This window comes from Dysosmobacter sp. (assembly GCF_034093755.1).
GTDB lineage: Bacteria > Bacillota > Clostridia > Oscillospirales > Oscillospiraceae > Oscillibacter.
Genome location: NZ_JAXEBZ010000079.1, coordinates 1 through 23,402, shown reverse-complemented (window position 1 = coordinate 23,402; position 23,402 = coordinate 1). Strand labels below are relative to the sequence as shown.

The 23,402-nt window shown below is 62.7% G+C and carries 24 protein-coding genes and 1 pseudogene; 18 read left to right on the top strand and 7 right to left on the bottom strand.

All coding sequences use genetic code 11. From position 1 onward, the window contains the following. Positions 1 to 57: 57 nt before the first annotated feature. The 3 genes from metF to SOX55_RS10830 are packed head-to-tail and all read left to right on the top strand — an operon-like array spanning position 58 to position 4,039. Positions 58 to 927 (top strand): methylenetetrahydrofolate reductase [NAD(P)H], encoded by an 870-nt coding sequence (gene metF / locus SOX55_RS10840; RefSeq protein WP_325287471.1) that lies wholly within the window; start codon positions 58 to 60, stop codon positions 925 to 927. Then, positions 924 to 1,610 carry a vitamin B12 dependent-methionine synthase activation domain-containing protein gene (locus SOX55_RS10835; protein ID WP_325287470.1) on the top strand — a complete coding sequence of 229 codons (687 nt, stop codon included), beginning with the start codon at positions 924 to 926 and terminating at the stop codon, positions 1,608 to 1,610. The genes metF and SOX55_RS10835 overlap by 4 nt, the downstream gene beginning before the upstream one ends. Further along, complete coding sequence (locus tag SOX55_RS10830; RefSeq protein WP_325287469.1) at positions 1,607 to 4,039, top strand: homocysteine S-methyltransferase family protein; 2,433 nt, start codon at positions 1,607 to 1,609, stop codon at positions 4,037 to 4,039. The genes SOX55_RS10835 and SOX55_RS10830 overlap by 4 nt, the downstream gene beginning before the upstream one ends. Positions 4,040 to 4,093: 54 nt before the next feature. On the opposite strand, the gene SOX55_RS10825 is transcribed toward SOX55_RS10830, so the two are convergent. The 6 genes and pseudogenes from SOX55_RS10825 to SOX55_RS10800 form a co-directional block, all read right to left on the bottom strand. Continuing rightward, positions 4,094 to 4,489: a thioesterase family protein gene (locus SOX55_RS10825; RefSeq protein ID WP_325287468.1), complete on the bottom strand. Its 396-nt coding sequence runs from the start codon at positions 4,487 to 4,489 to the stop codon at positions 4,094 to 4,096. Positions 4,490 to 4,522: 33 nt separating this feature from the next. Next, the gene (locus SOX55_RS10820; protein ID WP_325287467.1) at positions 4,523 to 5,611 is read right to left on the bottom strand and encodes an ABC transporter substrate-binding protein; all 1,089 of its coding nucleotides are present in this window, start codon (positions 5,609 to 5,611) and stop codon (positions 4,523 to 4,525) included. A 62-nt stretch (positions 5,612 to 5,673) separates the two neighbouring features. Further along, the gene (locus tag SOX55_RS10815) at positions 5,674 to 6,537 is read right to left on the bottom strand and encodes an ABC transporter permease (protein ID WP_325287466.1); all 864 of its coding nucleotides are present in this window, start codon (positions 6,535 to 6,537) and stop codon (positions 5,674 to 5,676) included. Then, positions 6,534 to 7,388: pseudogene (locus SOX55_RS10810) on the bottom strand (ABC transporter permease). The gene SOX55_RS10815 and the pseudogene SOX55_RS10810 overlap by 4 nt, the downstream one beginning before the upstream one ends. Next, a complete protein-coding gene (locus SOX55_RS10805; protein ID WP_325287465.1) occupies positions 7,378 to 8,562 on the bottom strand; it encodes an ABC transporter ATP-binding protein in 1,185 nt (394 codons plus the stop codon). The pseudogene SOX55_RS10810 and the gene SOX55_RS10805 overlap by 11 nt, the downstream one beginning before the upstream one ends. A 192-nt stretch (positions 8,563 to 8,754) precedes the next feature. Next, entirely contained in the window at positions 8,755 to 9,717 is a 963-nt protein-coding gene (locus tag SOX55_RS10800; RefSeq protein WP_325287464.1) for an RluA family pseudouridine synthase, read from the bottom strand. Positions 9,718 to 9,859: 142 nt separating this feature from the next. Here SOX55_RS10800 and SOX55_RS10795 point away from each other — a divergent pair, with 142 nt between their 5' ends. The 5 genes from SOX55_RS10795 to SOX55_RS10775 all read left to right on the top strand — a co-directional run bounded on the left by SOX55_RS10795 (position 9,860) and on the right by SOX55_RS10775 (position 13,810). Further along, on the top strand, positions 9,860 to 10,360 hold the full coding sequence (locus tag SOX55_RS10795) for a YceD family protein (RefSeq protein ID WP_325287463.1): 501 nt from the start codon (positions 9,860 to 9,862) through the stop codon (positions 10,358 to 10,360). A gap of 56 nt (positions 10,361 to 10,416) precedes the next feature. Then, positions 10,417 to 10,611 (top strand): 50S ribosomal protein L32, encoded by a 195-nt coding sequence (gene rpmF / locus SOX55_RS10790; protein WP_325287462.1) that lies wholly within the window; start codon positions 10,417 to 10,419, stop codon positions 10,609 to 10,611. A 174-nt stretch (positions 10,612 to 10,785) separates the two neighbouring features. Continuing rightward, entirely contained in the window at positions 10,786 to 12,111 is a 1,326-nt protein-coding gene (gene der, locus SOX55_RS10785; RefSeq protein WP_325287461.1) for a ribosome biogenesis GTPase Der, read from the top strand. Between the two features lie 3 nt (positions 12,112 to 12,114). Next, positions 12,115 to 12,780, top strand: a complete 666-nt coding sequence (locus SOX55_RS10780) for a glycerol-3-phosphate acyltransferase (protein ID WP_325287460.1) — start codon at positions 12,115 to 12,117, stop codon at positions 12,778 to 12,780. 16 nt (positions 12,781 to 12,796) lie between these two features. Continuing rightward, positions 12,797 to 13,810: an NAD(P)H-dependent glycerol-3-phosphate dehydrogenase gene (locus tag SOX55_RS10775; protein WP_325287459.1), complete on the top strand. Its 1,014-nt coding sequence runs from the start codon at positions 12,797 to 12,799 to the stop codon at positions 13,808 to 13,810. 102 nt (positions 13,811 to 13,912) lie between these two features. Here SOX55_RS10775 and rpmB read toward each other — a convergent pair whose 3' ends face one another. Continuing rightward, on the bottom strand, positions 13,913 to 14,101 hold the full coding sequence (gene rpmB, locus SOX55_RS10770; RefSeq protein ID WP_325287458.1) for a 50S ribosomal protein L28: 189 nt from the start codon (positions 14,099 to 14,101) through the stop codon (positions 13,913 to 13,915). 252 nt (positions 14,102 to 14,353) lie between these two features. Here rpmB and hprK point away from each other — a divergent pair, with 252 nt between their 5' ends. The 10 genes from hprK to dnaE form a co-directional block, all read left to right on the top strand. Continuing rightward, positions 14,354 to 15,286, top strand: a complete 933-nt coding sequence (gene hprK, locus SOX55_RS10765; RefSeq protein WP_325287457.1) for an HPr(Ser) kinase/phosphatase — start codon at positions 14,354 to 14,356, stop codon at positions 15,284 to 15,286. A 21-nt stretch (positions 15,287 to 15,307) separates the two neighbouring features. Beyond that, the gene (locus SOX55_RS10760) at positions 15,308 to 16,246 is read left to right on the top strand and encodes an ROK family protein (RefSeq protein ID WP_325287456.1); all 939 of its coding nucleotides are present in this window, start codon (positions 15,308 to 15,310) and stop codon (positions 16,244 to 16,246) included. Between the two features lie 25 nt (positions 16,247 to 16,271). Continuing rightward, entirely contained in the window at positions 16,272 to 17,186 is a 915-nt protein-coding gene (murB, locus tag SOX55_RS10755) for a UDP-N-acetylmuramate dehydrogenase (RefSeq protein ID WP_325287455.1), read from the top strand. A 15-nt stretch (positions 17,187 to 17,201) separates the two neighbouring features. Further along, positions 17,202 to 18,065: an RNase adapter RapZ gene (gene rapZ / locus SOX55_RS10750; RefSeq protein WP_325287454.1), complete on the top strand. Its 864-nt coding sequence runs from the start codon at positions 17,202 to 17,204 to the stop codon at positions 18,063 to 18,065. Between the two features lie 16 nt (positions 18,066 to 18,081). Beyond that, positions 18,082 to 19,149 (top strand): gluconeogenesis factor YvcK family protein, encoded by a 1,068-nt coding sequence (locus SOX55_RS10745; protein WP_325287453.1) that lies wholly within the window; start codon positions 18,082 to 18,084, stop codon positions 19,147 to 19,149. A gap of 17 nt (positions 19,150 to 19,166) precedes the next feature. After that, the gene (gene whiA, locus SOX55_RS10740; RefSeq protein ID WP_325287452.1) at positions 19,167 to 20,066 is read left to right on the top strand and encodes a DNA-binding protein WhiA; all 900 of its coding nucleotides are present in this window, start codon (positions 19,167 to 19,169) and stop codon (positions 20,064 to 20,066) included. A 15-nt stretch (positions 20,067 to 20,081) separates the two neighbouring features. Beyond that, positions 20,082 to 20,639 carry a hypothetical protein gene (locus SOX55_RS10735; protein ID WP_325287451.1) on the top strand — a complete coding sequence of 186 codons (558 nt, stop codon included), beginning with the start codon at positions 20,082 to 20,084 and terminating at the stop codon, positions 20,637 to 20,639. Further along, positions 20,636 to 21,085, top strand: a complete 450-nt coding sequence (locus SOX55_RS10730; RefSeq protein WP_325287450.1) for a C-GCAxxG-C-C family protein — start codon at positions 20,636 to 20,638, stop codon at positions 21,083 to 21,085. The genes SOX55_RS10735 and SOX55_RS10730 overlap by 4 nt, the downstream gene beginning before the upstream one ends. A 13-nt stretch (positions 21,086 to 21,098) precedes the next feature. Then, positions 21,099 to 21,599: a hypothetical protein gene (locus tag SOX55_RS10725; protein WP_325287449.1), complete on the top strand. Its 501-nt coding sequence runs from the start codon at positions 21,099 to 21,101 to the stop codon at positions 21,597 to 21,599. 3 nt (positions 21,600 to 21,602) lie between these two features. Further along, positions 21,603 to 23,402: DNA polymerase III subunit alpha (gene dnaE, locus SOX55_RS10720; RefSeq protein ID WP_325287448.1), on the top strand; the 1,800-nt coding region annotated here is incomplete at its 3' end.

Below are 23,402 nucleotides of genomic sequence, written 5' to 3'. Positions count from 1 at the left end.
ATAATGTGCAAACGCGACCGAAAGGGTACTGATCAGAGAAAAGGAACGTGATTGACAATGAGACTGGATGAGCTTCTGAAGCAAGACAAACTGACCCTCTCTTTTGAGGTGTTTCCCCCCAAGAGCGACACGGCTTTTGAGAGCGTGAAATATGCCACGGAGGAGATCGCCAAGCTGCGCCCCTCCTTTATGAGCGTCACCTACGGCGCCGGCGGCGGCACCAGCAAGTACACGCTGGAGATTGCCAAGAACATCAAGGAGCAGTACGGTGTGCCCACCCTGGCCCACCTGACCTGCGTCTCCTCCACCAAAGAGACGGTTCACGAGCGGATTCAGCAGATGAAGGAAGCGGGGATTGAAAACGTGATGGCCCTGCGGGGCGACCTGACGCCGGAGCTGGAGAAGAGCGACTGCGGCACCTGGGATTACCGTCACGCGGTGGACCTGATTCACGAGCTGAAGGAGGAGGGCTTCTGCATCGGCGGCGCCTGCTATCCGGAGATTCACCCGGAGAGCGCCAACCAGAAGGAGGACATCCTGCACCTGAAGGAAAAGGTGGACGCCGGCTGCTCTTTCCTGACCACCCAGATGTTCTTCGACAACAACCTGCTGTATAACTTCCTGTACAAGATCCGGGAGGCGGGCATTACCGTGCCCATCATCCCCGGCATCATGCCCATCACCAACGGCAACCAGGTGGAGCGGTCCATCAAGCTGTCCGGCTCCTTCATGCCCCAGCGGTTCAAGAGACTGGTGGACAAGTTCGGCACCTCTCCCGCAGCCATGAAGCAGGCGGGCATCGCCTATGCCACCGACCAGATCATCGACCTGTTTGCCAACGGCATCACCAACGTCCACGTGTACTCCATGAACAAGCCGGACGTGGCGGAAGCCATCCAGCGGAACCTGTCCGACATCCTGGGATGAGCGGCTGCGGAACGGTCCGGATCCGGACCTATGACCCGCCGGAGGTGGACCGCAGGGAGATCCTGCGGTACGCCGGCGTCCGGGGAGAGCTGCCGGAGCTGGATGCCGTGCTGGAAGAGTGCCTGCGGGAGGCGGAGGGAAAGCTTAGCTACCGGGTGTGCTGGGCGGAGTTCCCCCTCAGCTGCCGGGAGGGGAAGTTGGACCTGGGCTTCGCGGTGACGGATTCCGCGTCCCTCCGGCGGACCATGGAGCGTTGCGACACCGTGGTGATGTTTGCCGCCACCGTGGGCGTGGAACTGGACCGGCTCATTGCCCGGTACGGCCGGCTTTCGCCGGTGAAGTCCCTGCTGTTCCAGGCCATCGGCGCCGAGCGCATCGAGGCCCTCTGCGACACCTTCAACCGGGAGGTGGACGCGGAGCAGGCGGCGGCAGGGAGGACCACTACCCGGCGGTTCAGCCCCGGCTACGGGGATTTGCCGCTGGCGCTGCAGCAGGACATCTTCCGGGTGCTGGACTGTCCCAGGCGCATCGGCCTGACCCTCAACGGGAGCCTGCTGATGTCCCCCAGCAAGTCGGTGACGGCGCTGATCGGCGTGTCCGGCAGCGGAGAGACGCTGCGGCAGGAAGCAGCCGGCTGCGGCAGCTGCGGGCAGAAAAATTGTGTATTTAGGAGAACCGTATGAAGATCACGGAATATCTGAAAGACCATTTTCTCTATCTGGACGGCGGCATGGGAACGCTGCTGCAGGCCAGGGGCCTGCAGCCGGGAGAGCTGCCGGAACGGTGGAACCTGCTGCATCCGGAGGTGGTCCGGGAGATCCACCGGGCCTACTATGACGCCGGCAGCAATGTGGTCAGCACCAACACCTTCGGCGCCAACAACCTGAAATTCTCCGCTGAGGAGTTGGACGCCATTGTCCGGGCGGCGGTGGAAAACGCCAAAGCGGCCCGGGAGGCCAGCACTGCGCCACAGGAGAAGTGGGTGGCGCTGGACATCGGCCCCACGGGCCGGATGCTGGCGCCCTACGGCGACTTTGACTTCGAGGACGCCGTTTCCGCCTTTGCCGAAACGGTGAAGCTGGGCGTGAAGTACGGCGTGGACCTGATTTTCATCGAGACCATGAACGACAGCTACGAGACCAAGGCGGCGCTGCTGGCCGCCAGAGAGAACAGTCAGCTGCCGGTGTTCGTGTCCAACGCCTACGGCGAGGACGGCAAGCTGATGACCGGCGCGTCCCCCGCCGCCATGGTGGCCATGCTGGAGGGCATGGGCGCCGACGCGGTGGGCGCCAACTGCTCCCTGGGGCCCAAGGCTCTGGCCGGGGTGGTGGAGGAGTACCTGCGCTGTGCCTCCGTTCCCGTGCTGCTGAAGCCCAACGCGGGCCTGCCCAAGGCGGTAAACGGCGTCACTACCTATGATGTACTGCCGGAGGAGTTTGCGGCGGACGTCACCGCCCTGATGGAAAAGGGCGTCCGCATCGCCGGCGGCTGCTGCGGCACCACGCCGGAGTATATCGGCGCACTGACCTCTGCCGGAAAGGCTGTAAAGCCTGTCCCCATTACAGAAAAGAACATCACCTGCGTCTCCTCCTACACCCATGCGGTGGAGTTCGGCCAGGCGCCGGTGCTCATCGGTGAGCGCATTAACCCCACCGGCAAGAAGCGGTTCAAGGAGGCCCTGCGGGCCAATGACATTGACTACATCCTGAAAGAGGGCATCGCCCAGCAGGAGAAGGGCGTCCACATCCTGGACGTGAATGTGGGCCTGCCGGAGATCGACGAGGTTCGGATGCTGAAAACGGCGGTCTGCGAGCTGCAGGCCATCATTGACCTGCCGCTGCAGGTGGACACCTCCGACCCGGCGGCCATGGAGGCCGCTCTGCGCCGCTACAACGGCAAGGCCATGATCAACTCTGTCAACGGAAAGCCGGAGAGCATGGCGGCGGTGTTCCCCCTGGCCAAAAAATACGGCGGCCTGGTGGTGGCCCTGACCTTGGATGAAAACGGCATCCCCGAAACGGCGGAGGGCCGGGTGGACGTGGCCCGGCGGATTCTGGCGGAGGCGGAGAAGTACGGCCTCGGGAAAAAGGACATCGTGTTCGACCCCCTGACCCTGACCATCAGCGCCGACAATACCGCCGCCCGGGAGACGCTGCGGGCGGTGGACATCATCAAGCATGAGCTGGGCTGCCACACCTCCCTGGGCGTGTCCAACGTGTCCTTCGGCCTGCCCCAGCGGGACATGATCAACAGCACCTTCTTTGCCATTGCCATGGAGCGGGGACTGTCCATGGCTATTATGAACCCCTTTGCCGTGGAGATGATGAAGTCGTATTACGCCTTCCGCGCCCTCCACGACATGGATGCCAACTGCGCCGCGTACATTGACTTTGCCCAGAGCGTCCCCCAGGCCGCGGCGCCTGCCGCGTCTGCCGCGTCTGCCGCACCGGCTGCCGCAGTGCCACAGCAGGGAGCGGGGGAGTACAAGTCGGAGCTGCAGCGGGCCATCGTCAAGGGCCTGAAGGACCGGGCGGGGCAGCTGACGGCGGAGCTGGTAAAGACCGTGCCGCCGCTGCAGGTGGTGCAGGAGGAGGTCATTCCGGCCCTGGACATTGTGGGCGTGGGCTTCGAGCGCAAAACCATTTACCTGCCCCAGCTGCTGATGAGCGCCGAGGCGGCCAAGTCCGCCTTTGAGCAGATCAAGGCCGCCATGTCCGGCGGCGGTGCGGCGGACAAGTGCCCCATTGTCATCGCCACCGTTAAGGGTGACATCCATGACATCGGCAAGAACATCGTCAAGCTGCTGCTGGAGAACTACGGCTTCCCGGTGACGGACCTGGGCCGGGACGTGCCGCCGGAGACGGTGGTGGAGGCCGCCGTGTCCCTCCACGCGCCTATTGTGGGCCTCAGCGCCCTGATGACCACCACGGTTCCTGCCATGGAGGAGACCATCCGCCAGCTGCGGGAGAAGGCCCCCTGGTGCAGGGTGGTCGTGGGCGGCGCCGTGCTGACCCAGGAGTATGCCGACGCCATCGGCGCCGACAAATACGCCAAGGACGCCATGGAGACGGTGCGCTACGCCGAGGGCATCAACAGCGAGTGGAAAGCCTGAGAAGAAACGAAGAACGCCGCGGGGAACTCCCCGCGGCGTTCTTTTGCGGATTGGTCAGCCTTCCAGCTTGGCATTGCACTTGCTGAGGAAGCGCTCGTTGTTGATGATGGCGCGGGTGTGGAAGCCCTTGCCGATGGGGCCCTTTTCGTCCCAGGCCCGCACGTCGAACACCACCATCTTGCCGTTTTCGGACACATCCCGGATCTCGGCCTCCACGGTGACGGTCATGCCGATGGGAGTGGGGGCGTCGTGGGTGATGTCCAGGTGGGTGCCCACGCTGCCCTGGCCCTCCTCCAGGAATTCCTGCAGGCAGGTCATGGCGGCGCACTCCATCATGGCGGCCATGAAGGGAGTGCCGAACACCGGCAGCAGGCCGGAGCCGACCGCGGCGGCGGTGACTTCCTCCGTCACCTTCTGCTGAATCTGGCATTTCGTGCCAATAATAACCATTGTGATTTCCTCCTTATGTCCGGCGGGGGAGGGTCAGATGCCCAGCTCCGTCCACAGGTCGTTGTACAGCGCCAGCGTCTCGGCGGGCAGGTTCTGGTAAAGCGTGCAGCGGGACAGCACGTCGGCGGGAGCGGCCATGATCTCAAAGAGCTCCTGATCCAGCGGCTCGCCGTAGGTCTCCTCATAGAAGTCGGGGTACTGCTCCAGCGCCTCCTTGTTGGGAGAGGCGTACCAGATATAGTCCATGTTGGCCAGGCTGGCGTCGGTGGAGGCGATGAAGTTGATCCACTCCTCGGCCTCGTCCTTGTGCTGGGCGCTCTTGAGCACGCACATGGCGTCCACGAACCAGTTGCCGCCCTCCTCAGGCACCACATACTTCAGATCCGGATTGTTCTCCAGCATGGTCAGGTAGTCGCCGGCGTAGTACACGCCGATGGCGGCGTTGCCGCCCTCCAGCTTCTGGAAAATCTCATCCATGACGAAGGCCTGGTACACGCCCTTCGCCTTGGCGTCGGACAGCAGCTGATAGGCCTCCCGGATCTGAGACTCGTCGGTGGTGTTCAGGTCATAGCCCAGATACAGCAGGGCGGCGGCCAGAGAGTCCCGGGAGTTGCGGATCATCAGCACGTTGCCGGCGTACTTCTCGTCGAACAGGGCGCTCCAGCTGGTGATCTCCTCGTCCACCATGGAGGAGTTGTAGATGATGCCCAGAGTGCCCCAGGTGTAGGGCACGGTGTACTTGTTGTCAGGGTCATAGCTCAGACCCTTGTACTGGTCGTCAATGAGGGCAAAGTTGGGGATGTTGTCGTAGTTCAGCTCCGCCAGCATGTCCTCGGCAATGAGACGGCCGATCATATAGTCAGAGGGGACGATGACATCGTAGTCGCCGGCGCCGGTTTTCAGCAGGGAATAGAGGGCTTCGTTGCTCTCGGCGGTCTGGTAGTTGACGGTGATGCCGGTCTCTTCCTCGAATTGGTCGATCAAAGATTCGTCAATGTATTCACCCCAACTGCACACGTTGACGACCCGTTTCTCTGTGGCGGCGGTTCCGTTTCCGCCTCCGCAGGCGGTCAGCAGGGTCGTGATGGCCATCAGCATGGCGAGGGCAATTTTCTTTTTCAATTGATCATTCCTCCAGTGTTTTCTTGGATTTATATTTCATGGCCCGAAGGCCGTGAAACCGCTCAGCTGCGGCGCTGCTCCCGCAGACGCTCCTGCCGGGCCTCCCGGATGTTGACAATGGCCAGCAGCACCAGCACTGTAACGAACAGCAGGGTGGAGATGGCGTTGATCTGGGGGCTGACCCGCTTTTTGGTCATGCCGTAAATGGTCATGGCCAGGGTGGAAGCGGAGGAGCCGGCAGTGAAGTAGCTGATGACGAAGTCGTCAATGCTCATGGTGAAGGCCGTCAGGGCGCCGGAGACGATGCCGGGCTTGATCTCCGGCAGGATCACCTTCCGGAAGGCCTGCATCCAGGTGCAGCCCAGGTCCATGGCGGCGTCCACCAGGTTCTTGTCCATCTGCCGCAGCTTCGGCCCCACCGACAGAATCACATAGGGGATGTTGAAGGTGATGTGGGCGATGAGCAGCGTGCCGAAGCCCATGGTCAGCCGGGGCAGGCGGATGAAGCCCTGGGCGGCGTTGCACCACTGGGCAAAATCATTCCACAGGCCGAAGAAGGCCACAAACAGCAGGCACAGCGACACGCCGGTGACAATGTCGGCGTTCATCATGGGAATGTTGTTGACGGTCATCAGCGGCTCCCGGAACTTGCGGCGCATGGCGTAAAAGCCAATGGCGGCGAAGGTGCCGGCGACGGTGGCGATGACCGTGGCCAGCAGGGACACCAGCAGCGTGGTGTACACGCTCTGCATGATGAGCCGGTTCTGGAACAGCTTTCCGTACCATTCCAGGGAGAAGCCCTTCCACACCGTGTTGCTGCTGCCGGCGTTGAAGGAGAAGATGATCAGCAGGAAAATGGGGGCGTACAGGAAGACAAACACCAGCGCCATGAAGACGCGGTTGAGCAGACTGTTGTTCCGTTTCACAGCATCACCGCCTGTTCCTCGCCCTCACCGAAGCGGTTCATCACCGCCATGCAGATGACAACGATAATCATCATCACCAGGGAGATGGCCGCCCCCAGCTGGGGGTTGTAGGCGCCGCCCAGGAACTGCTGCTCAATGAGGTCGCCCAGCATCATCTCCGTGCCGCCGCCCAGCATTTTGCTGATGGCGAAGGTGGACACGGAGGGGACAAACACCATGGTGATGCCGGAGAGCACACCGGGCAGGGACAACGGCAGGATCACCCGGCGGAACACGTTGAAGGTGTTGGCGCCCAGGTCCCGGGCCGCGTCCAGCAGGGACTGGTCCAGCTTGATGATGACGGAGTAGATGGGCAGAATCATGAAGGGCAGGTAGTTGTACACCATGCCCAGCACCACCGCGCCGGGGGTGTTCAGCATCCGGAAGAAGGTGAGGTTGGTGCCGAACACGCGGTTGTACAGGTCAATGAGCCCGATGTGCTAGAACAGCTGGTTCAGCAGGCCGATGTTCTCAAGAATGGACATCCAGGAGTAGGTCCGCAGCAGGAAGTTCATCCACATGGGCAGCATGATCAGCACCATGGCCAGCCGCTGGAACCGGGGGCCCTCTTTGCTCATCATATAGGACACGGGATAGCCGATGAGCAGGCAGACCACGGTGGCGATGAGGGCCAGCTTGAAGGAGCGGACAAACACCACGGCGTAGGTGCCCATGCGGCCGAAATTGGTCAGGGTGAAGCCGCCGTCAGCGGTGGAGAAGGCGTAGATCACCACCATGATGATGGGGGCCACCACAAACAGGGCCATCCAGATCACATAGGGGATGGACAGAAAAGACAGCTTACTCCGCATCCCCGCTCTCCTCCTCGTCCGCAAGGCTCGCGTCATCCAGCTCGTCGTATTCGTCCGAGAAGGAGGAATAGTCGCCGAACATGCCGGAGTACTGGCTCTTTTTCATGACGTGGATGCCGTCGGGGTCGATCTTGATGCCGATGCGGGCGCCGACGGGGGAGTGGTCCGTGGTCTGAATGAGCCATTTGAAGCCCTTGAAGTCCACGATGATGTCATACTGCATCCCCTTGAAGGTGACGTTGGTGACGGTGCCGGTCAGCTGGCCCTGATCCACGGGGACAATGTCGATGTCCTCCGGACGGATGACTACGTCCACCGGCTCGTTGGGGGCGAAGCCGCCGTCCAGGCAGGCGAAGCGCTTGCCGTACATCTGCACCAGGTTGTCCTCCAGCATGATGCCGTCGATGATGTTGGACTCGCCGATGAAATCCGCCACGAAGGCGTTTTTCGGCTCGTTGTAGATGTCCTCGGGGGTGCCGATCTGCTGAATGGAGCCCTTGTCCATCACCACGATGGTGTCGGACATGGTGAGGGCCTCCTCCTGGTCATGGGTCACATAAATAAAGGTGATGCCCACCTGCTGCTGGATGCGCTTGAGCTCAATCTGCATGTCCTTGCGCAGCTTCAGGTCCAGGGCGCCCAGAGGCTCGTCCAGCAGAAGGACCTTGGGCTTGTTCACCAGCGCCCGGGCGATGGCCACCCGCTGCTGCTGGCCACCGGAGAGGGCGTCGGGCTTGCGGTGCTCAAAGCCCTTGAGGCTGATGACCTCCAGCATCTCCATGACCCGCTGGTGAATCTCCTCCTCGGGGATCTTCACCTTTCTCTTTCCTGTGGGGTCCTTGGGATCGGGACGGCGCTGCATCCGCAGGCCGAAGGCAATATTTTCAAAGACGTTCAGGTGCGGGAACAGCGCGTATTTCTGGAATACGGTGTTGATCTGCCGCTGATAGGGCGGAACGTCATTAATCCTCACACCGTCAAAGAGGACGTCTCCGGACGTGGGCGTCACGAAGCCGCCGATCATCCGCAGTGTGGTGGTTTTACCGCACCCACTGGGCCCGAGCAGTGTGAGGAATTCTTTGTCATTGATATAAAGATTGATGTTGTTCAATACAGGCTCATCGTCGTCAAACGCCATGCTGATGTTCCGCAGGCGAATCAACTCCTTGGACATGTATCCTCCCCCATTTCACATAAATTTAACCTAAAACCGGAGCCTCTTTTCTCTGTTGAGGGGGAACCTTTCTCGTCGAAATTCGGCAATTCTGACTATATCGGAAACCCCCTGAAAAGTCAAGAACTGCGACAATAATTGTTCCCCAAAAACGAAGAAAACGGCGGACAAATCGTTTTGCCCGCCGTTTTTTCAGCAGTCTCCGAAATACTTGCTCCGGAAGGGGACGTCCTCCACGGTGAAAGTCCTGCCCCGCAGGTACTCCAGCGCTCCGCCGTCAGTGGTGAAATCAAAGCTCAGACGGTAGGAGTAGAGGGCCTGCTTCGTCTCGCCGTACTTCCGGTTCACCTGCCCGTTTCCGTATTTGCCGTCGCCCAGCAAGGGGCAGCCCAAGCGGGCCATGGACACGCGGATCTGGTGGGTCCGCCCGGTGAGCAGCTCACACTCCACCAGGGACAGCGGCCCCCGGGTCTCCAGGGTGCGGTACAGGGTGACGGCGGTTTTGCCGCCGGGAATGGGGCGGTCGTAAAAGGTCACCTGCTTTTTGGCCTCGTCCTTATATAAAAAGCCCTCAACGCGGCCCTCGGCGGGGCGGGGACGGCCCACGGTGACGCACAGGTAGGACTTGCGCAGCTCGTGGTCCCGGATTTTGTCGTTGAGGATGCGCAGCGTTTCGGCGTTCTTGGCGGCGATGACGATGCCGCCGGTGTTCCGGTCGATGCGGTTGCACAGGGCCGGGGCGAAGGCGTTCTCCTGCCGGGGACTCCACTCCTTCTTCTGGTACAGGTAGGCCTGAATGTGGTTGATGAGGGTGTTGACCTTCTCCGTCTCGTCGGCGTGAACCACCAGGCCCGGCCGCTTGTTCACCAGCAGCAGGTTCTCATCCTCGTAGACAATGTCCAGCTGGGGCCTGAAGATGGACAGGAAGCGGTTTTCCTCCGTGGGCTGGTCAAAGAACTCGTCATTGATGTATAATTGCAGCACGTCCCCCTCCGCCAGGCGCACGTCCCGGGCGGAGCCTTTGCCGTTGACCTTGATGCGCTTGAGGCGGATGTATTTCTGCAGCAGGGCAGGGGGCAGCAGGGGCAGCGCCTTGGCCACAAACCGGTCCAGCCGCTGTCCGGCGTCGTTTTTTCGGATGGTGATCTCCCGCATGGCGGTCCTCCAGAGTGATGGGATTGGGTGACAAGGCTATTCTAAGCAACTTTTTTCATATTTGCAAGAAATTCTGAAAATAATGTTTGACAAGAGGGGACCTGTCTACTATAATAATACTCGTGTCATTACGAGGTGAACTATGCGATTCAGTGTAAAGTCCGTTTTGAATACCCCCGGCAAGAGCATGCCGTTCCGCTTCACCATGGATCTTTCCGATGTGGAGTTCGGCGGTCAGTGCCCTGCGCAGGAGCCTGTGGAGGTGGACGGAACCGTCCGCAACAGCGCCGATGTGCTGGAGCTGTCTCTCCGGGCCAGGACCACGCTGGACTGCACCTGCGACCGGTGCGCGAAAGCGTTCCGCCGCGAGAAGGAGATCTCCTACGACTGCCTGCTGGCAGAGGAGAAGCAGAATGAGGACAACGAGGATATCATTCTGCTGGAACAGGGAGAGTTCGTGGACGCGGAGGACCTTGCCCGCACGGCTTTCATCCTCGGAATGGATACCAAGACACTGTGTTCTGAAGACTGCAAGGGCCTTTGCCCGAGATGCGGCGCCGACCTGAACCTCGGCCCCTGCTCCTGCAAAAAGGAAGTCGATCCCCGGCTTGCCGCCCTGGCAAAGCTTCTGGACCAACAGTAACCGATTCATAAACAAGAGCGGCAGTTGCTGCTTGTCAAGATCAAGGAGGTGTCACCATGGCAGTCCCTAAGGGAAAAGTATCCAAAGCAAGACGCGATAAAAGACGCAGCTCCACCTGGAAGCTGGCAACTCCCGGTCTCGTCGCCTGCTCCAAGTGCGGTGCGCTGCATCTGCCCCACAGAATGTGCCCCGAGTGCGGTACGTACAAGGGCCGCGAGGTCAAGACCGTCAAGTCCGTCGTGGCGAAGTAAGAGGCTTACTTGCTTAGGAGGGAAGAGCTTTCTTCCCTCCTTACTTTTTTGCCTTGCTATCCCTTGACTTGACGGTTATAATAATCATGTAAATCTATGTCCGCTGGGCGGAATTCCGCCTGTGCGGAACCGCCGCCGGTCTCCGGCAGCGGCGGAGAAAGGAAGTGGGAGCCGATGAAACCCATCGTCGCCATTGTGGGGCGGCCCAATGTGGGCAAGTCCATGCTCTTTAACAAACTGATCGGGCGGCGGCTGTCCATCGTGGAGGACACCCCCGGCGTCACCCGGGACCGTATTTACGGCGAGGCTGACTGGAACGGCCGCAGCTTTACCCTCATCGACACCGGCGGCATCGAGCCCCGGACCGATGACCAGATTCTGGGCTTCATGCGCCACCAGGCCCAGATCGCCATTGAAAACGCCACCGTCATCATTTTCCTGACGGACATCCGCACCGGCCTCACCGCCGCGGACCAGGAAGTGGCCAACATGCTGCTGCGCAGCGGCAAGCCCATTGTGCTGGGCGTCAACAAGATGGACTCCACCGGCGCGCCGGACCCGGATTTCTACGAGTTCTACAACCTGGGCCTGGGGGACCCCATCGCCGTCTCCGCCGTCCACGGCCACGGCACCGGTGACCTGCTGGACGCCTGCGTTCAGTATTTCCCGCCGGAGGACGAGGAGGAAGAGGAGGATGACGCCATCAAGGTGGCCCTCATCGGCAAGCCCAACGTGGGCAAGTCCTCTCTGATCAACAAGATTCTGGGGGAGGAGCGGGTCATCGTCAGCGACGTGGCCGGCACTACCCGGGACGCTATCGACTCCCGGTTCACCAATGACAAGGGCAGCTTTGTCCTCATCGACACCGCCGGCATGCGCCGCAAGTCCAAGGTGGAGGAGGACATTGAGAAGTACAGCGTCCTCCGCTCCACCATGGCCATCGACCGGTCTGATGTGTGCCTGATTCTCATCGACGCCCAGGAGGGAGTCACGGAGCAGGACACCAAGGTGGCGGGCCTGGCCCACGAGGCGGGGAAGGCCTCCATCATCGTGGTGAACAAGTGGGACCTGGTGGAAAAGGACGGCAAGACCATGGACCGCATGACGGAGGAGATCCGCCATGACCTGGGCTTCATGACCTACGCCCCCATCCTGTTCATCTCCGCCCTGACGGGCCAGCGGGTGGACAAGCTGTTTGACCTCATCGTGGCGGTGAGCAACCAGGCCTCCATGCGCATCACCACCGGCATGCTGAACAACGTGCTGGCGGACGCCCAGACCCGGGTGCAGCCCCCCACGGACAAGGGCCGCCGGCTGAAGATCTACTATATGACCCAGGTGGGCATCCGTCCGCCTCACTTTGTGGTGTTCTGCAATGACGCCAAGCTGTTCCACTTCTCCTACCGGCGGTATCTGGAGAACTGCATCCGCAGCACCTTCAACCTGACGGGCACGCCCATCATTCTGTCGGTCCGGCAGAAGGGCGACAAGGAGGTGTAAGCCGTGGAACAGGCGGTAAAACTGATGACGGAGGGTGGAGCCGGCTTCTGGCTCCCGGTGCTGCTGACGGCGGTGGCGGCGTATTTCTGCGGCTGCTTCAACGGCGCGGTCATCGTCTCCAAGTACCTGCTGCGGGATGACGTGCGGAACCACGGCAGCGGCAACGCGGGCCTCACCAACTTCTACCGCACCTTCGGCGGCTGGCTGACGGCGGTGGTGATTCTGTGCGACGTGCTGAAGGCGGTCATCGCGATTCTCGTTGGCGCCTGGGCCTTCGGCAAAACCGGGGCGCCGGGCATGGTGATTCTGGGCAAATACTGGGCGGCGCTGTTCTGCCTGCTGGGCCATATGTTCCCCTGCATGTTCCACTTCCGGGGCGGCAAGGGCATCCTCTCCGGCGGCACCATCGCCATCATGCTGGACTGGCGCATCGCCCTGGTGGTCTGGGGCGGCTTCCTGATTCTGGCGGTGGCCACCCGGTACGTATCCCTGGGCTCCGTGTGGGCTGGGGCGTCTTTCCCCTTTGCGTCGCTGTATGTTTACCGGGACCCGGTGATCTTCGTCCTGGCGGTGGTCATCGGCGGACTGGTGGTGTGGAAGCACCGGGGCAATATCCAGCGGCTGCTGGCAGGTACGGAATCCAAATTCTCTCTGCATCGAAAACACTGAGTAAGGAGTGACGGAAATGAAAGCGGTCGTATTGGGCAGCGGCGCCTGGGGCACGGCTCTTGCCATGGCGCTTTGCGACAACGGACACGATGTGACGCTGTGGTCCCACCGTCCGGAGACGACGGCGATTCTGGAGCAGCGGCGGGAAAATCCCAAGCTGGAGGGCGTCCGCCTGCCGGACACCATGAAATTCTCCTCGGACATGGCCTGCGTCGCCGACGCGGACCTGGTGGTTTCCGCCCCGCCGTCCTTCGCAGTGCGGGAGACGGCGGAGAAAGCAGCGCCCTGGCTGCGGCCTGACGCGGTGGTGGTGTCCGTCTCCAAGGGCATCGAGCGGGACACGGGGCTGCGCATGAGCCAGATCATCCGGGAATCCATCGGTGACAAGTGTAAAGTGGCAGTCCTTTCCGGCCCTTCCCACGCGGAGGAAGTGAGCCGTCGGCTGCCCACCGGCTGCGTGGCGGCCAGCCCCGATGAGGCGGTGGCCTGCTTCGTGCAGGACGCCTTCATGAGCGACTATTTCCGCATCTATACCAGCCCGGACGTGGTGGGCGTGGAGCTGGCGGCGGCGCTGAAAAACGTGGTGGCCCTGTCCTGCGGCATCTGCGACGGCATGGGCTATCAGGACAACACCAAGGCGCTGCTGATGACCCGGGCCATGGCGGAGATCGCCCGCCTGGGCGTGAAGCTGGGCGGCGACCGCCAGACCTTCGGCGGCCTGGCCGGCATGGGTGACCTGATTGTCACCTGCACCTCCATGCACTCCCGGAACCGCCGGGCCGGCATCCTCATCGGCCAGGGCAGAACCGCCCGGGAGGCCATGGGGGAAGTGGGCGCCGTGGTGGAGGGCTACTACGCCGCCGAGAGCGTGGAGCAGCTGTCCCGGAAGGTAGAGGTGGAAATGCCCATCTGCCACTGCGTCTATGAGACGCTGTACCACGGCAAGCAGGTGCAGGACGTGGTGCGGGAGCTGATGACCCGGGCCAGAAAGGGCGAGATCGAGAACGCCTGGAGCTATCCGGTGAAATGACACAGCGCCCCGGACAGGGCCCAAAACCTGTCCGGGGCGTTTTTGAATGCTTCCGGGAAAGATAAAATCCCGAACCTTTCGGTTCGGGATTTTGTTGGCTGCTCAGATTGCCCGGGTAACCTTACCGGAACGCAGGCACCGGGTACAAACATACACATGGCGAGGCGTACCGTTGACAATAGCCTTGACACGTTTCACATTGGGCTTCCAGGGACGATTGGCGCGGCGGTGAGAGTGAGACACCTTGATGCCAAAGACCATGCCCTTGTCGCAAAACTGGCACTTAGCCATCCGTTGCACCTCCTTGCTGTAATCATTTCTTATTGTGCTCAAACAGGCACATCTGATATATTAACAGAAAAAGAACATAAATGCAAGCATAATTTTGAAATTACTAAAAATTTTTTCCGCCTCTCCGGAAGCCGGGAAAAGACGGTGAAAGTGTTGCGAAAACAGCCGCTTTCATATATAATATTTCCGGAGAAAACCACCCGGAGAATCTGACCGCACGGCCGGGCGTGCGCGAGAGAAAGGGGCAGAACCATGGCTACGAAAGGATTGCGGATGAGCCGCTTTGTGGAGGTCTTTTCCCTGGAAATCCTCCACCGGGGCAGGGATTTTGACGAGGAGCGCCAGTTCATAACCGACGTCAACCGGCCCGGCTTGCAGTTCCACGGATTTTTTGACTATTTTGATCCCCGCCGCCTGCAGGTCATCGGCAAGGCGGAGTATATGTATCTGAAGGCGCTGGACCCCGCGGAGCGGAAGAAGTGCTTTGACGATCTGTTTATTTATGACATCCCCGCCCTGGTGATTGCCCGGGACCTGGAGTGCTTCGAGGAGTGCATGGACAGTGCCCGGGAGCATGAGAAGACGCTGCTGCGGACCTCGGAGGTGACGGTGGACTTCACCAAGCACGTCATCGACTATCTGGCCCATGAGCTGGCGCCCTGCGTCACCCGCCACGGCGTGCTGCTGGACATCTACGGCGAGGGCGTCATGATCACCGGCGACTCCGGCATCGGCAAGAGCGAGGCCACCATTGAGCTGATCATGCGGGGCCACCGCCTGGTGGCGGATGACGCGGTGGAGCTGCGGAAGATCTCCGACCAGCTCATCGGCACCGCCCCCGAGGTGATCCGGGACTATATTGAACTGCGGGGCATCGGCGTCATCAACGTGCGCCAGCTGTTCGGCATGCGGGCCATCAAGCCGGATTCCCAGCTGAATCTGGTGGTTCATTTTGAACAGTGGGATGAGACCAAGTTCTATGACCGCCTGGGCATCGAGGATCACTACACGGAGATTCTGGACGTGAAGATCCCCTGCGTTACCATCCCTGTGCGGCCCGGCCGGAACCTGGCCAGCATCGTGGAGGTGGCGGCCCTGAACAACCGCCACCGCCGCTATGGCTTCAACGCCGCCGCGGAGCTGGCCAGCAAGGTGGATATGCGGGCGGACGGCGGTTCGCTGTAATCAGAATCGGAGGAAGAAAGCATGCGATATGTAGGAATTGACGTGGGCGGCACCAACCTGAAAGCGGGACTGGTGGATGAGGAAGGCCGTATTCTGGAAGTGGAGCGGATTCCCCTGGTGTTCCGGGGTCCGGAGCAGTTTGCCGAGACGGTGGCGGACCTGGCGGTCACCGTGGCCCGGAAGGGCGGCGTGGCGCCGGAGAGCCTGGAGTGGGTGGGCATGGGCCTGCCCGGCGCCGTGGACGGCGGCGATATCCGCTTCATCACCAACATCCCCATGGAGAACGTGCCGCTGGAAAAGCTGTTCCGGCAGCATCTGGACCGCCCGCTGTATCTGGGCAATGATGCCGACTGCGCCGCGGTGGGCGAGTATTTCTCCGGCGTGGGCAAGGGGACGAAGGACTTCGCCGTGGTGACCCTGGGCACCGGCGTGGGCTGCGGACTGATTCTGGGCGGCCGCCTTCAGGGGGGGCCCGCCTCCAGCGAGGCCGGCCATATCGTCATCTGCCACGGCGGCGAGCCCTGCAACTGCGGCCGCCGGGGCTGCTGGGAGCGCTACGCTTCCGCCACGGCCCTCATCGGCTTTACAAAAAAGGCCATGGAGGCCCATCCGGAGAGCGCCCTGCATGAGGTTGCGGCGGCCAACGGCGGAGTGGAGGGCCGGACGGCTTTCCTGGCCGCGGAAAGCGGCGACGAAGCGGCGCTGGAAGTCTGCCGCACTTACGTGGAATACCTGGCCTGCGGCCTCAACAGCCTGATCAACGTGCTGCGGCCGGAGATGGTGGCCCTGGGCGGCGGCGTGGCCGCGGCGCCGGAGCATCTGCTGCTGGACCCGGTACGGGAGCTGGTGGCAAAGGAGAGCTTTTCCAGCCACGGCGGCCGGGTGACCCGGGTGGAACGGGCGGCCCTGGGCAACGACGCCGGCATCATCGGCGCGGCGCTGCTGGGCAAGGCCCTCTGATTTTTGCAAAACGGGAGGTCCTTTCATGGACTGGTATACGCAACTGGACAAATCCACGGCGGAGCTGCTGCCGGACCTGCGCCTGGCCTGTGACGAGCCGATGAGCCGTCACACCTCCTTCCGCATCGGCGGACCCGCCAGACGCATGGCTTTCCCGGAGACGGGGGAGCAGCTGGTGCTGCTGGAGCACCTGGCGGGGGAGTGCGGCGCCCGGGTGCTGGTCATCGGCAACGGCACCAACCTGCTGGCCCCTGACGAAGGGCTGGACGCGCTGGTGATCAACACCTCCGGCATGGGGAAGCTGGCGCTGCTGGAAGACGGCTGCGTGGAGGCCGGAGCCGGCGTGCCCCTGGCGCGGCTGGCTGACTTTGCCTGCAAAAACAGCCTGGCGGGGCTGGAATTCGCCCACGGCATCCCCGGCACGGTGGGCGGCGCGGTGTGTATGAACGCCGGCGCCTATGACGGGGAGATGAAGCAGGTGCTGGAGAGCGTGACGGCCCTGTTCCCGGCGGAGGGAGTCCGCACCCTCTCCCTGGAGGAGCTGGACCTGTCCTACCGTCACAGCCTGTTTACCGACCGGCCCGACGCCGTGGTGCTCAGCGCCGTGTTCCGCCTGACGGCAGGGGACCCGGCGGCCATCCGGGCGCGGATGGGGGAGCTGATGCAGCGCCGCAGGGCCTCTCAGCCTCTGGAATACCCCAGCGCCGGCAGCACCTTCAAGCGGCCCGCGGGTCACTTTGCCGGCGGCCTCATCCAGCAGTGCGGTCTGAAAGGGCTGACGGTGGGGGGCGCCCAGGTGTCGGAAAAGCACGCGGGCTTCCTCATCAATCTGGGCGGTGCCACCTGCGCCGACGTGCTGGAGCTGATCCGGCAGGTGCAGGACCGGGTGCTGGCGGAGACGGGCGTCCGGCTGGAGCCGGAGGTCCGCATCATTCACTGAGAGGAAGACGGTCCTATGGAAATTCTCATTATCTCCGGCCTGTCCGGCGCCGGAAAGAGCAAGGCCGCGTCCTTCCTGGAGGACATGGGCTTTTATATCGTGGATAACATGCCGGCGGCCATGATGCTGAAATTCGCGGAGTTCTGCTCCGCCGGCGTCAACAGCCGCTATGACCGGGTGGCGCTGGTGTACGATGTGCGGACCGCCAGCTCCACGGCGGAGCTGTTTGACGTGCTGGAGAAGCTGCGGAAGATGGACGCCTCCTGCCGGATGCTGTTCCTCACCGCCTCGCCGGAGACCATCATCCACCGCTACAAGGAGACCCGCCGCCTGCACCCCCTGCGGGAGCAGGCGGGCTCCCTGGAGGAGGCTGTCCACCGGGAGAGCCAGCTGATGGCCCCGGTGGAGGAGCGGGCGGATTACGTCATCGACACCTCCCACACCTCCACTGCCCAGCTGCGGGGAGAGCTGCTGCGGCTGTTCGGCACCCAGGACGAGAAGGCGGGCCTCAGCGTCAACGTGGTGTCCTTCGGCTTCAAGCACGGGCTGCCCATGGAGGCGGACTTGGTGTTTGACGTGCGGTTCCTGCCCAACCCCTATTACATCGAGAACCTGCGCCGCAAGACCGGCATGGACCCGGAGGTCTATGACTACGTGTTCGGCTTTTCCCAGACGCAGGAGTTTGTGAAGAAACTGGAGGACCTGCTGTCCTTCTCCCTGCCGCTGTACGCGGAGGAGGGGAAAACGGTCCTGGTCATTGCCGTTGGCTGCACCGGCGGCCACCACCGCTCCGTGTCGGTGGCCCGGGCGCTGGCGGCGTATATCCGTCAGCTGGGCTACCCCGTTTCGGAGAATCACCGGGACATGAGCCGCAGCTGAGAGGGAGGGCGTACTGATGCCGGAGAACCGGGTTTCCTATCGTGTCCCCAAGGCCCACGGGCCGAAGATCACCGTCATCGGCGGCGGCCACGGCCTGTCCACCATGCTGCGGGGCCTGAAAAACTACACGGAGAACCTGACGGCGGTGGTGACCGTGGCCGATGACGGCGGCGGCTCCGGAATGCTGCGTCAGGATCTGGGGATGCCGCCGCCGGGCGACATCCGCAACTGCATGGAGGCGCTGGCCAACACCGAGCCGCTGATGAGCCAGCTGATGCACTACCGCTTTTCCGAAGGCTCCCTGGCGGGCCAGAGCTTCGGCAACCTGTTTCTGGCGGCGCTGAACGGCATTTCCCCGTCCTTTGACGTGGCGGTGAGCCGCATGAGCGAAGTTCTGGCCATTACCGGCCGGGTGCTGCCGGTGACCACTGCCGACGTGCAGCTGGAGGCGGAGTTTGAAAACGGCGCCACGGTGGTGGGGGAATCGAAAATCTTCTACTGCAAGAAAAAAGAGGACTGCCGCATCCGCCAGGTGCGGCTGCTGCCGGAGCACTCCAAGGCCCTGCCGGCGGCGGTTGCCGCCATTGAGGACGCGGACATGATCGTCCTGGGCCCCGGCAGCCTGTATACCAGCATCATCCCCAATTTGCTGGTGGACGGCGTGGTGGAGGCCATCCAGCGCTCTGACGCCCTGAAGGTCTACGTCTGCAACGTCATGACCCAGGAGGGGGAGACGGAGGGATACACCGCCTCCGACCATATCGCGGCCATTTTCGCCCATTCCGCGCCGGGTCTGTTCGACCTGTGCATGACCAACTCCTCGCCCATTCCCAAGGGGGTGGCGGCCCGCTACGCCGAGGAGGGGGCGGAGCTGCTGAAATGCGACGAGGCGGCCTGCAACGCCCTGGGGGTGGAGATCATCAACCGCCCCATTGCCACCGTCAGCAACGGCTATGTCCGTCACCATCCCGGCCATCTGGCTCGGGAGCTGGTGCTGCTCCACGCCGAGCGCAGTGTCCGCGTGGCCGGGGATGGCTTTGACTACCGGAAAGACACTTACCACGTGGAGCGCAAGGACCGGTGAGGGAGGGGAGAAGCGGAATGTCATTTTCCTTTGACACAAAAAACGAGCTTTGCCGCCTGCAGGTGCAGAGACTGTGCTGCGCCCGGGCGGAGGCCTATGGCATCCTGCTGTACTGCAACACCTTCAGTCCGGCGGAGGTGCGCATCATCACGGAGAATCCCAACTTCGCCGGCCGGCTGCCCCGGCTGTTTCACCGGGCCTTCGGCGTCCGGTTCGACCGGCAGCCGGAGCCGGGACAGACGGGAAAGCTGATCTTCCAGATCACGGACCGGCAGAAGCTCAGCGGGATCATCAACACCCTGGGCTACGATCCCCAGCAGAACCTGGTGCTGCACATCAACTTCGGTATGCTGGAGGAGGAGTGCTGCCGGGCCTCCTTCCTGCGGGGCGTGTTTTTCGCCGGCGGCAGCATCACCGATCCCCGGAAGCGGTACCACCTGGAGCTGACCACCTCCCACCTGCAGGTGAGCCGGGAGCTGGAGGTGCTGCTGCAGGAGACGGGCTTTGTCCCCAAGGCGGTGAGCCGCAGCGGCAGCTTTGTGACATACTTCAAGCAGAGCGAGCACATTGAGGACTTCCTGACCCTCATCGGCGCGCCGGTGGCGGCCATGGAGATCATGACCGCCAAAATGGAGAAGGACCTGCGCAACAGCGTCAACCGCCGGCTCAACTGCGACACCGCCAATCTGGACAAGGCGGTGGAGGCGGCCCAGGAACAGATGGAGGCCATCCGCCGTTTGCGGGCGTCGGAGCGGCTGGAACAGCTGCCGGAAAAGCTGCAGGAGACCGCCCGGATGCGGGAGCGGAACCCGGAGCTGACCCTCAGCGAGCTGGCGGGAGAGTTCAACCCGCCGGTGACCAAGTCCTGTCTGAACCACCGGCTGCGGAAGCTGGTGGATCTGGCGAAGGACCTGTAAAGGAGATGTACTTGTATGAATCCGGCGCTGCTGGCTTTGTCCCTGCTTTGTACTTACGGCATGGTGGGCTGCGCCTATGTGGGCTACCTGTATACGGAGTCCCCCATGGCGCTGATCCTTTACGGCACGCTGCCCCTGACGGCGGCGGTGCTGGTGCTGTGCGTCTGCAATCTTGTCAGCGCCTTCCGGTCCGGCCGGAAATCGGACCTGCCCGGCGCGGCGCGGATGGCGGCAGCGGGGCTGGTGTGGAAGCTGCTGGCCATCCCGTACTTTCTGCTGAACTTCCTGGCGTGGACGGCCATCAGCGCCGCCTTTCTGGTGGTGCCGGGGCTGCAGGTGTTTCTGCTGGGGCTGCCGCTGGCGGCGCTGGTCACCTACATCCCGCTGCTGACCTCCTCGGCCTGGACCCTCTCCGCCATCCGGGCGGCCCGGCGGGCGGGAGTTCCCGTGAAAAAACGACATACTGTTTTCCAGCTGCTGTTTGTGCTGGATACCATTGACGCCCTGTGGCTGTATTTCCGGCTGCGGGGTGCGGTGAAGAATGATGATGCAAAAGAGGAGAATGCCCAATGAATCTGAAACGCTGTGAACTGGCCCACGAGTACCACAAAAAGGGCTGCAACTGCTGCCAGAGTGTGCTGGCGGCTTTTTCCGACCTGACGGGCCTTTCCGGGAAGGACAGCCTTGCCGTGGGCGGCGGCTTCGGCGGCGGCGCCGGAACGGGGGAACTGTGCGGCGCCATCTCCGGCGCCGTCATGGCCATCGGATTGCTGACGCCGGTGGACCCGGAGAATCCGGTGGCCGGGAAAAAGCAGGCCGCGGCCATGGCCAAGGAGCTGCAGAAGCGGTTTTCCGAAAAATTCGGCGCCGTGCGGTGCCGGGACCTGCTGAAAAACCGGCAGGGCGACGCGGACGGTTCCCCGGCGGCGCAGGCCATGGGCCTGACGGGCCACTGCGACATTATGGTGGTGGCCGCGGTGGAGATTCTGGAGGAGCTGCTGGCGGAGCGGCAGGCGTAACCGCCGGACCGCTATGGGGAAAGTCTATCATTTCCGCAGCCACCTGCCGCCGGACGGGCTGGTGTTCCATGAGCGGTGGGCGGAGGGCGGCCGGATCCGGGTCCGCCGGAAGGGGGATCGGATCACCGTCACCCGAACGGTGAAGACCCGGGGAGAAGGCGGCGTGCGTCGGACCGGCGGCGTGGGCTGGGCCTATGGTACGCGGACAGAGTGGCAGTGGAATAATCCCTTCTGCGGCCGGCTCTGTCCGGACGGCCGGGGCGGAAGCGTTCTGACGGGGCGGTTCCGCGTCCATCCGGCGGGAGGGCTGCTGATGGCGGCGGTGCTTCTGTGGCTGGTCTGCAGCGCTGCCTTTTGGTCTCCCCGCGGCGGGGAGAGGCTGGTGGCGGCGGCAGCCGCGGCGGCGGTGTGGCTGACGCTGGCGGTCCGCATCTGCCGGAATCTGGATACTAGCGCCGGCGCTGAAGAGATCCTGCGGTATTTACGGGAACATTTTGAAGAAATCGAGGGGTAGCCCATGTCCTTTGTCCATCTGCATGTGCATACGGAATTCAGCCTGCTGGACGGCGCCTGCCGCATCAAGGAACTGCCGGGCGTGGTGAAGTCCATGGGCCAGACGGCCTGCGCCATCACCGACCACGGCGTCATGTACGGCGTCATCGATTTCTACCGGGCCTGCAAGGCGGAGGGAATCAAGCCTATCATCGGCTGCGAGGTGTATGTGACGCCCACCGGCCGCAGCCGCTTTGACAAGGTCCATGAGTTTGACGCGGAGAGCCGCCACCTGGTGCTGCTGTGCGAAAATGAGGAGGGCTACCGGAACCTGTCCTACATGGTGTCCATGGCCTGGACCGAGGGCTTTTACATCAAGCCCCGGGTGGATATGGCGCTGCTGCGGGAGCACCACGGCGGCCTCATCGCCCTGTCCGCCTGCCTGGCCGGTGAGATTCCCCGGCGGCTGCGGAACGGGGAATACGAAAACGCCAGAGCCTGCGCCCTGGAGATGGCGGAGCTGTTCGGCCCCGACCACTTTTACCTGGAGCTGCAGGACCACGGCATCCGGGATCAGGCCCCGGTGAACCAGGGCATCCTGCGGCTCCACCAGGAGACGGGCATTCCCATGGTGTGCACCAATGACGCACACTACCTGCGCAAAGAGGACGCCGAGGCCCATGACATCCTGCTGTGCATTCAGACGGGCAAAACCGTGGACGACGAGAACCGGATGCGCTACGAGCCGCGGAATTTCTATCTGCGCTCGGAGGGGGAGATGCAGGCCCTGTTCGGCGGCTTTGAGGACGCGCTGGAAAACACCGGGCGCATCGCGGAGCGGTGCAATGTGGAATTTACCTTCGGCAAGTACCACTTGCCGGAGTTTCAGCTGCCGCCGGGTTACGACTCCGTCACCTACATGCGGGAGCTGTGCGAAAAGGGCTACGGGGAGCGGTACGGCCAGGGCAGCCCGGAGTACCGCCGCCAGCTGGAATATGAGATGGACATGATCGAGAAGATGGGCTTTACCGACTACTTCCTCATCGTGTCCGACTTTGTGCGCTACGCCAAGGAGCAGCACATTCCCGTGGGGCCGGGCCGGGGCAGTGCCGCCGGCAGCATGGTGTCCTACTGTCTCTATATCACGGACATCGACCCCATGCAGTACAGCCTGTACTTCGAGCGGTTCCTGAACCCGGAGCGGGTGAGCATGCCGGATATCGACATGGACTTCGGCGACACCCGCCGGGGCGAGGTGGTTGACTACGTCCGCCGGAAGTACGGCGATGACCACGTGGCCCAGATTGTCACCTTCGGCACCATGGCGGCCCGGGGCGTCATCCGGGACGTGGGCCGTGTGCTGAACATGCCCTACGCCGAGGTGGACGCCGTGGCCAAGCAGGTGCCCGCCACGCTGCACATCACCCTGGAGGAGGCGCTGCGCCTCAGCAAGCCCCTCTCCGATCTCTACGACACCGATGAACGGATCAAAAAGCTCATCGATACCGCCAAGGCGCTGGAGGGCATGCCCCGCCACGCCTCCACCCACGCCGCCGGCGTGCTGATCACCGGCAAGCCCGTCATTGAGTACGTACCCCTGCAGCGCAACGACGAGGTCATCACCACACAGTTCCCGATGGGCACCATCGAGCGGCTGGGCCTGCTCAAGATGGACTTCCTCGGACTGCGCACGCTCACGGTCATCCGCGACGCGCTCGACCTGATGCGCGAGGCCGGGGTCGATATGAAGGCCGAGGACATCCCGCTGGATGACCAGGCGGTCTACGACATGATCTCCGAAGGCGAGACGGACGGCGTGTTCCAG

Excerpts from the sequence above, each read along its gene's own strand:
- metF (WP_325287471.1), top strand. The coding sequence starts at position 58 with ATGAGACTGGATGAGCTTCTGAAGCAAGACAAACTGACCCTCTCTTTT.
- SOX55_RS10835 (WP_325287470.1), top strand. The coding sequence starts at position 924 with ATGAGCGGCTGCGGAACGGTCCGGATCCGGACCTATGACCCGCCGGAG.
- SOX55_RS10830 (WP_325287469.1), top strand. The coding sequence starts at position 1,607 with ATGAAGATCACGGAATATCTGAAAGACCATTTTCTCTATCTGGACGGC.
- SOX55_RS10825 (WP_325287468.1), bottom strand. The coding sequence starts at position 4,489 with ATGGTTATTATTGGCACGAAATGCCAGATTCAGCAGAAGGTGACGGAG.
- SOX55_RS10805 (WP_325287465.1), bottom strand. The coding sequence starts at position 8,562 with ATGTCCAAGGAGTTGATTCGCCTGCGGAACATCAGCATGGCGTTTGAC.
- SOX55_RS10800 (WP_325287464.1), bottom strand. The coding sequence starts at position 9,717 with ATGCGGGAGATCACCATCCGAAAAAACGACGCCGGACAGCGGCTGGAC.
- SOX55_RS10795 (WP_325287463.1), top strand. The coding sequence starts at position 9,860 with ATGCGATTCAGTGTAAAGTCCGTTTTGAATACCCCCGGCAAGAGCATG.
- rpmF (WP_325287462.1), top strand. The coding sequence starts at position 10,417 with ATGGCAGTCCCTAAGGGAAAAGTATCCAAAGCAAGACGCGATAAAAGA.
- der (WP_325287461.1), top strand. The coding sequence starts at position 10,786 with ATGAAACCCATCGTCGCCATTGTGGGGCGGCCCAATGTGGGCAAGTCC.
- SOX55_RS10775 (WP_325287459.1), top strand. The coding sequence starts at position 12,797 with ATGAAAGCGGTCGTATTGGGCAGCGGCGCCTGGGGCACGGCTCTTGCC.
- rpmB (WP_325287458.1), bottom strand. The coding sequence starts at position 14,101 with ATGGCTAAGTGCCAGTTTTGCGACAAGGGCATGGTCTTTGGCATCAAG.
- hprK (WP_325287457.1), top strand. The coding sequence starts at position 14,354 with ATGGCTACGAAAGGATTGCGGATGAGCCGCTTTGTGGAGGTCTTTTCC.
- SOX55_RS10760 (WP_325287456.1), top strand. The coding sequence starts at position 15,308 with ATGCGATATGTAGGAATTGACGTGGGCGGCACCAACCTGAAAGCGGGA.
- murB (WP_325287455.1), top strand. The coding sequence starts at position 16,272 with ATGGACTGGTATACGCAACTGGACAAATCCACGGCGGAGCTGCTGCCG.
- rapZ (WP_325287454.1), top strand. The coding sequence starts at position 17,202 with ATGGAAATTCTCATTATCTCCGGCCTGTCCGGCGCCGGAAAGAGCAAG.
- SOX55_RS10745 (WP_325287453.1), top strand. The coding sequence starts at position 18,082 with ATGCCGGAGAACCGGGTTTCCTATCGTGTCCCCAAGGCCCACGGGCCG.
- whiA (WP_325287452.1), top strand. The coding sequence starts at position 19,167 with ATGTCATTTTCCTTTGACACAAAAAACGAGCTTTGCCGCCTGCAGGTG.
- SOX55_RS10735 (WP_325287451.1), top strand. The coding sequence starts at position 20,082 with ATGAATCCGGCGCTGCTGGCTTTGTCCCTGCTTTGTACTTACGGCATG.
- SOX55_RS10730 (WP_325287450.1), top strand. The coding sequence starts at position 20,636 with ATGAATCTGAAACGCTGTGAACTGGCCCACGAGTACCACAAAAAGGGC.
- SOX55_RS10725 (WP_325287449.1), top strand. The coding sequence starts at position 21,099 with ATGGGGAAAGTCTATCATTTCCGCAGCCACCTGCCGCCGGACGGGCTG.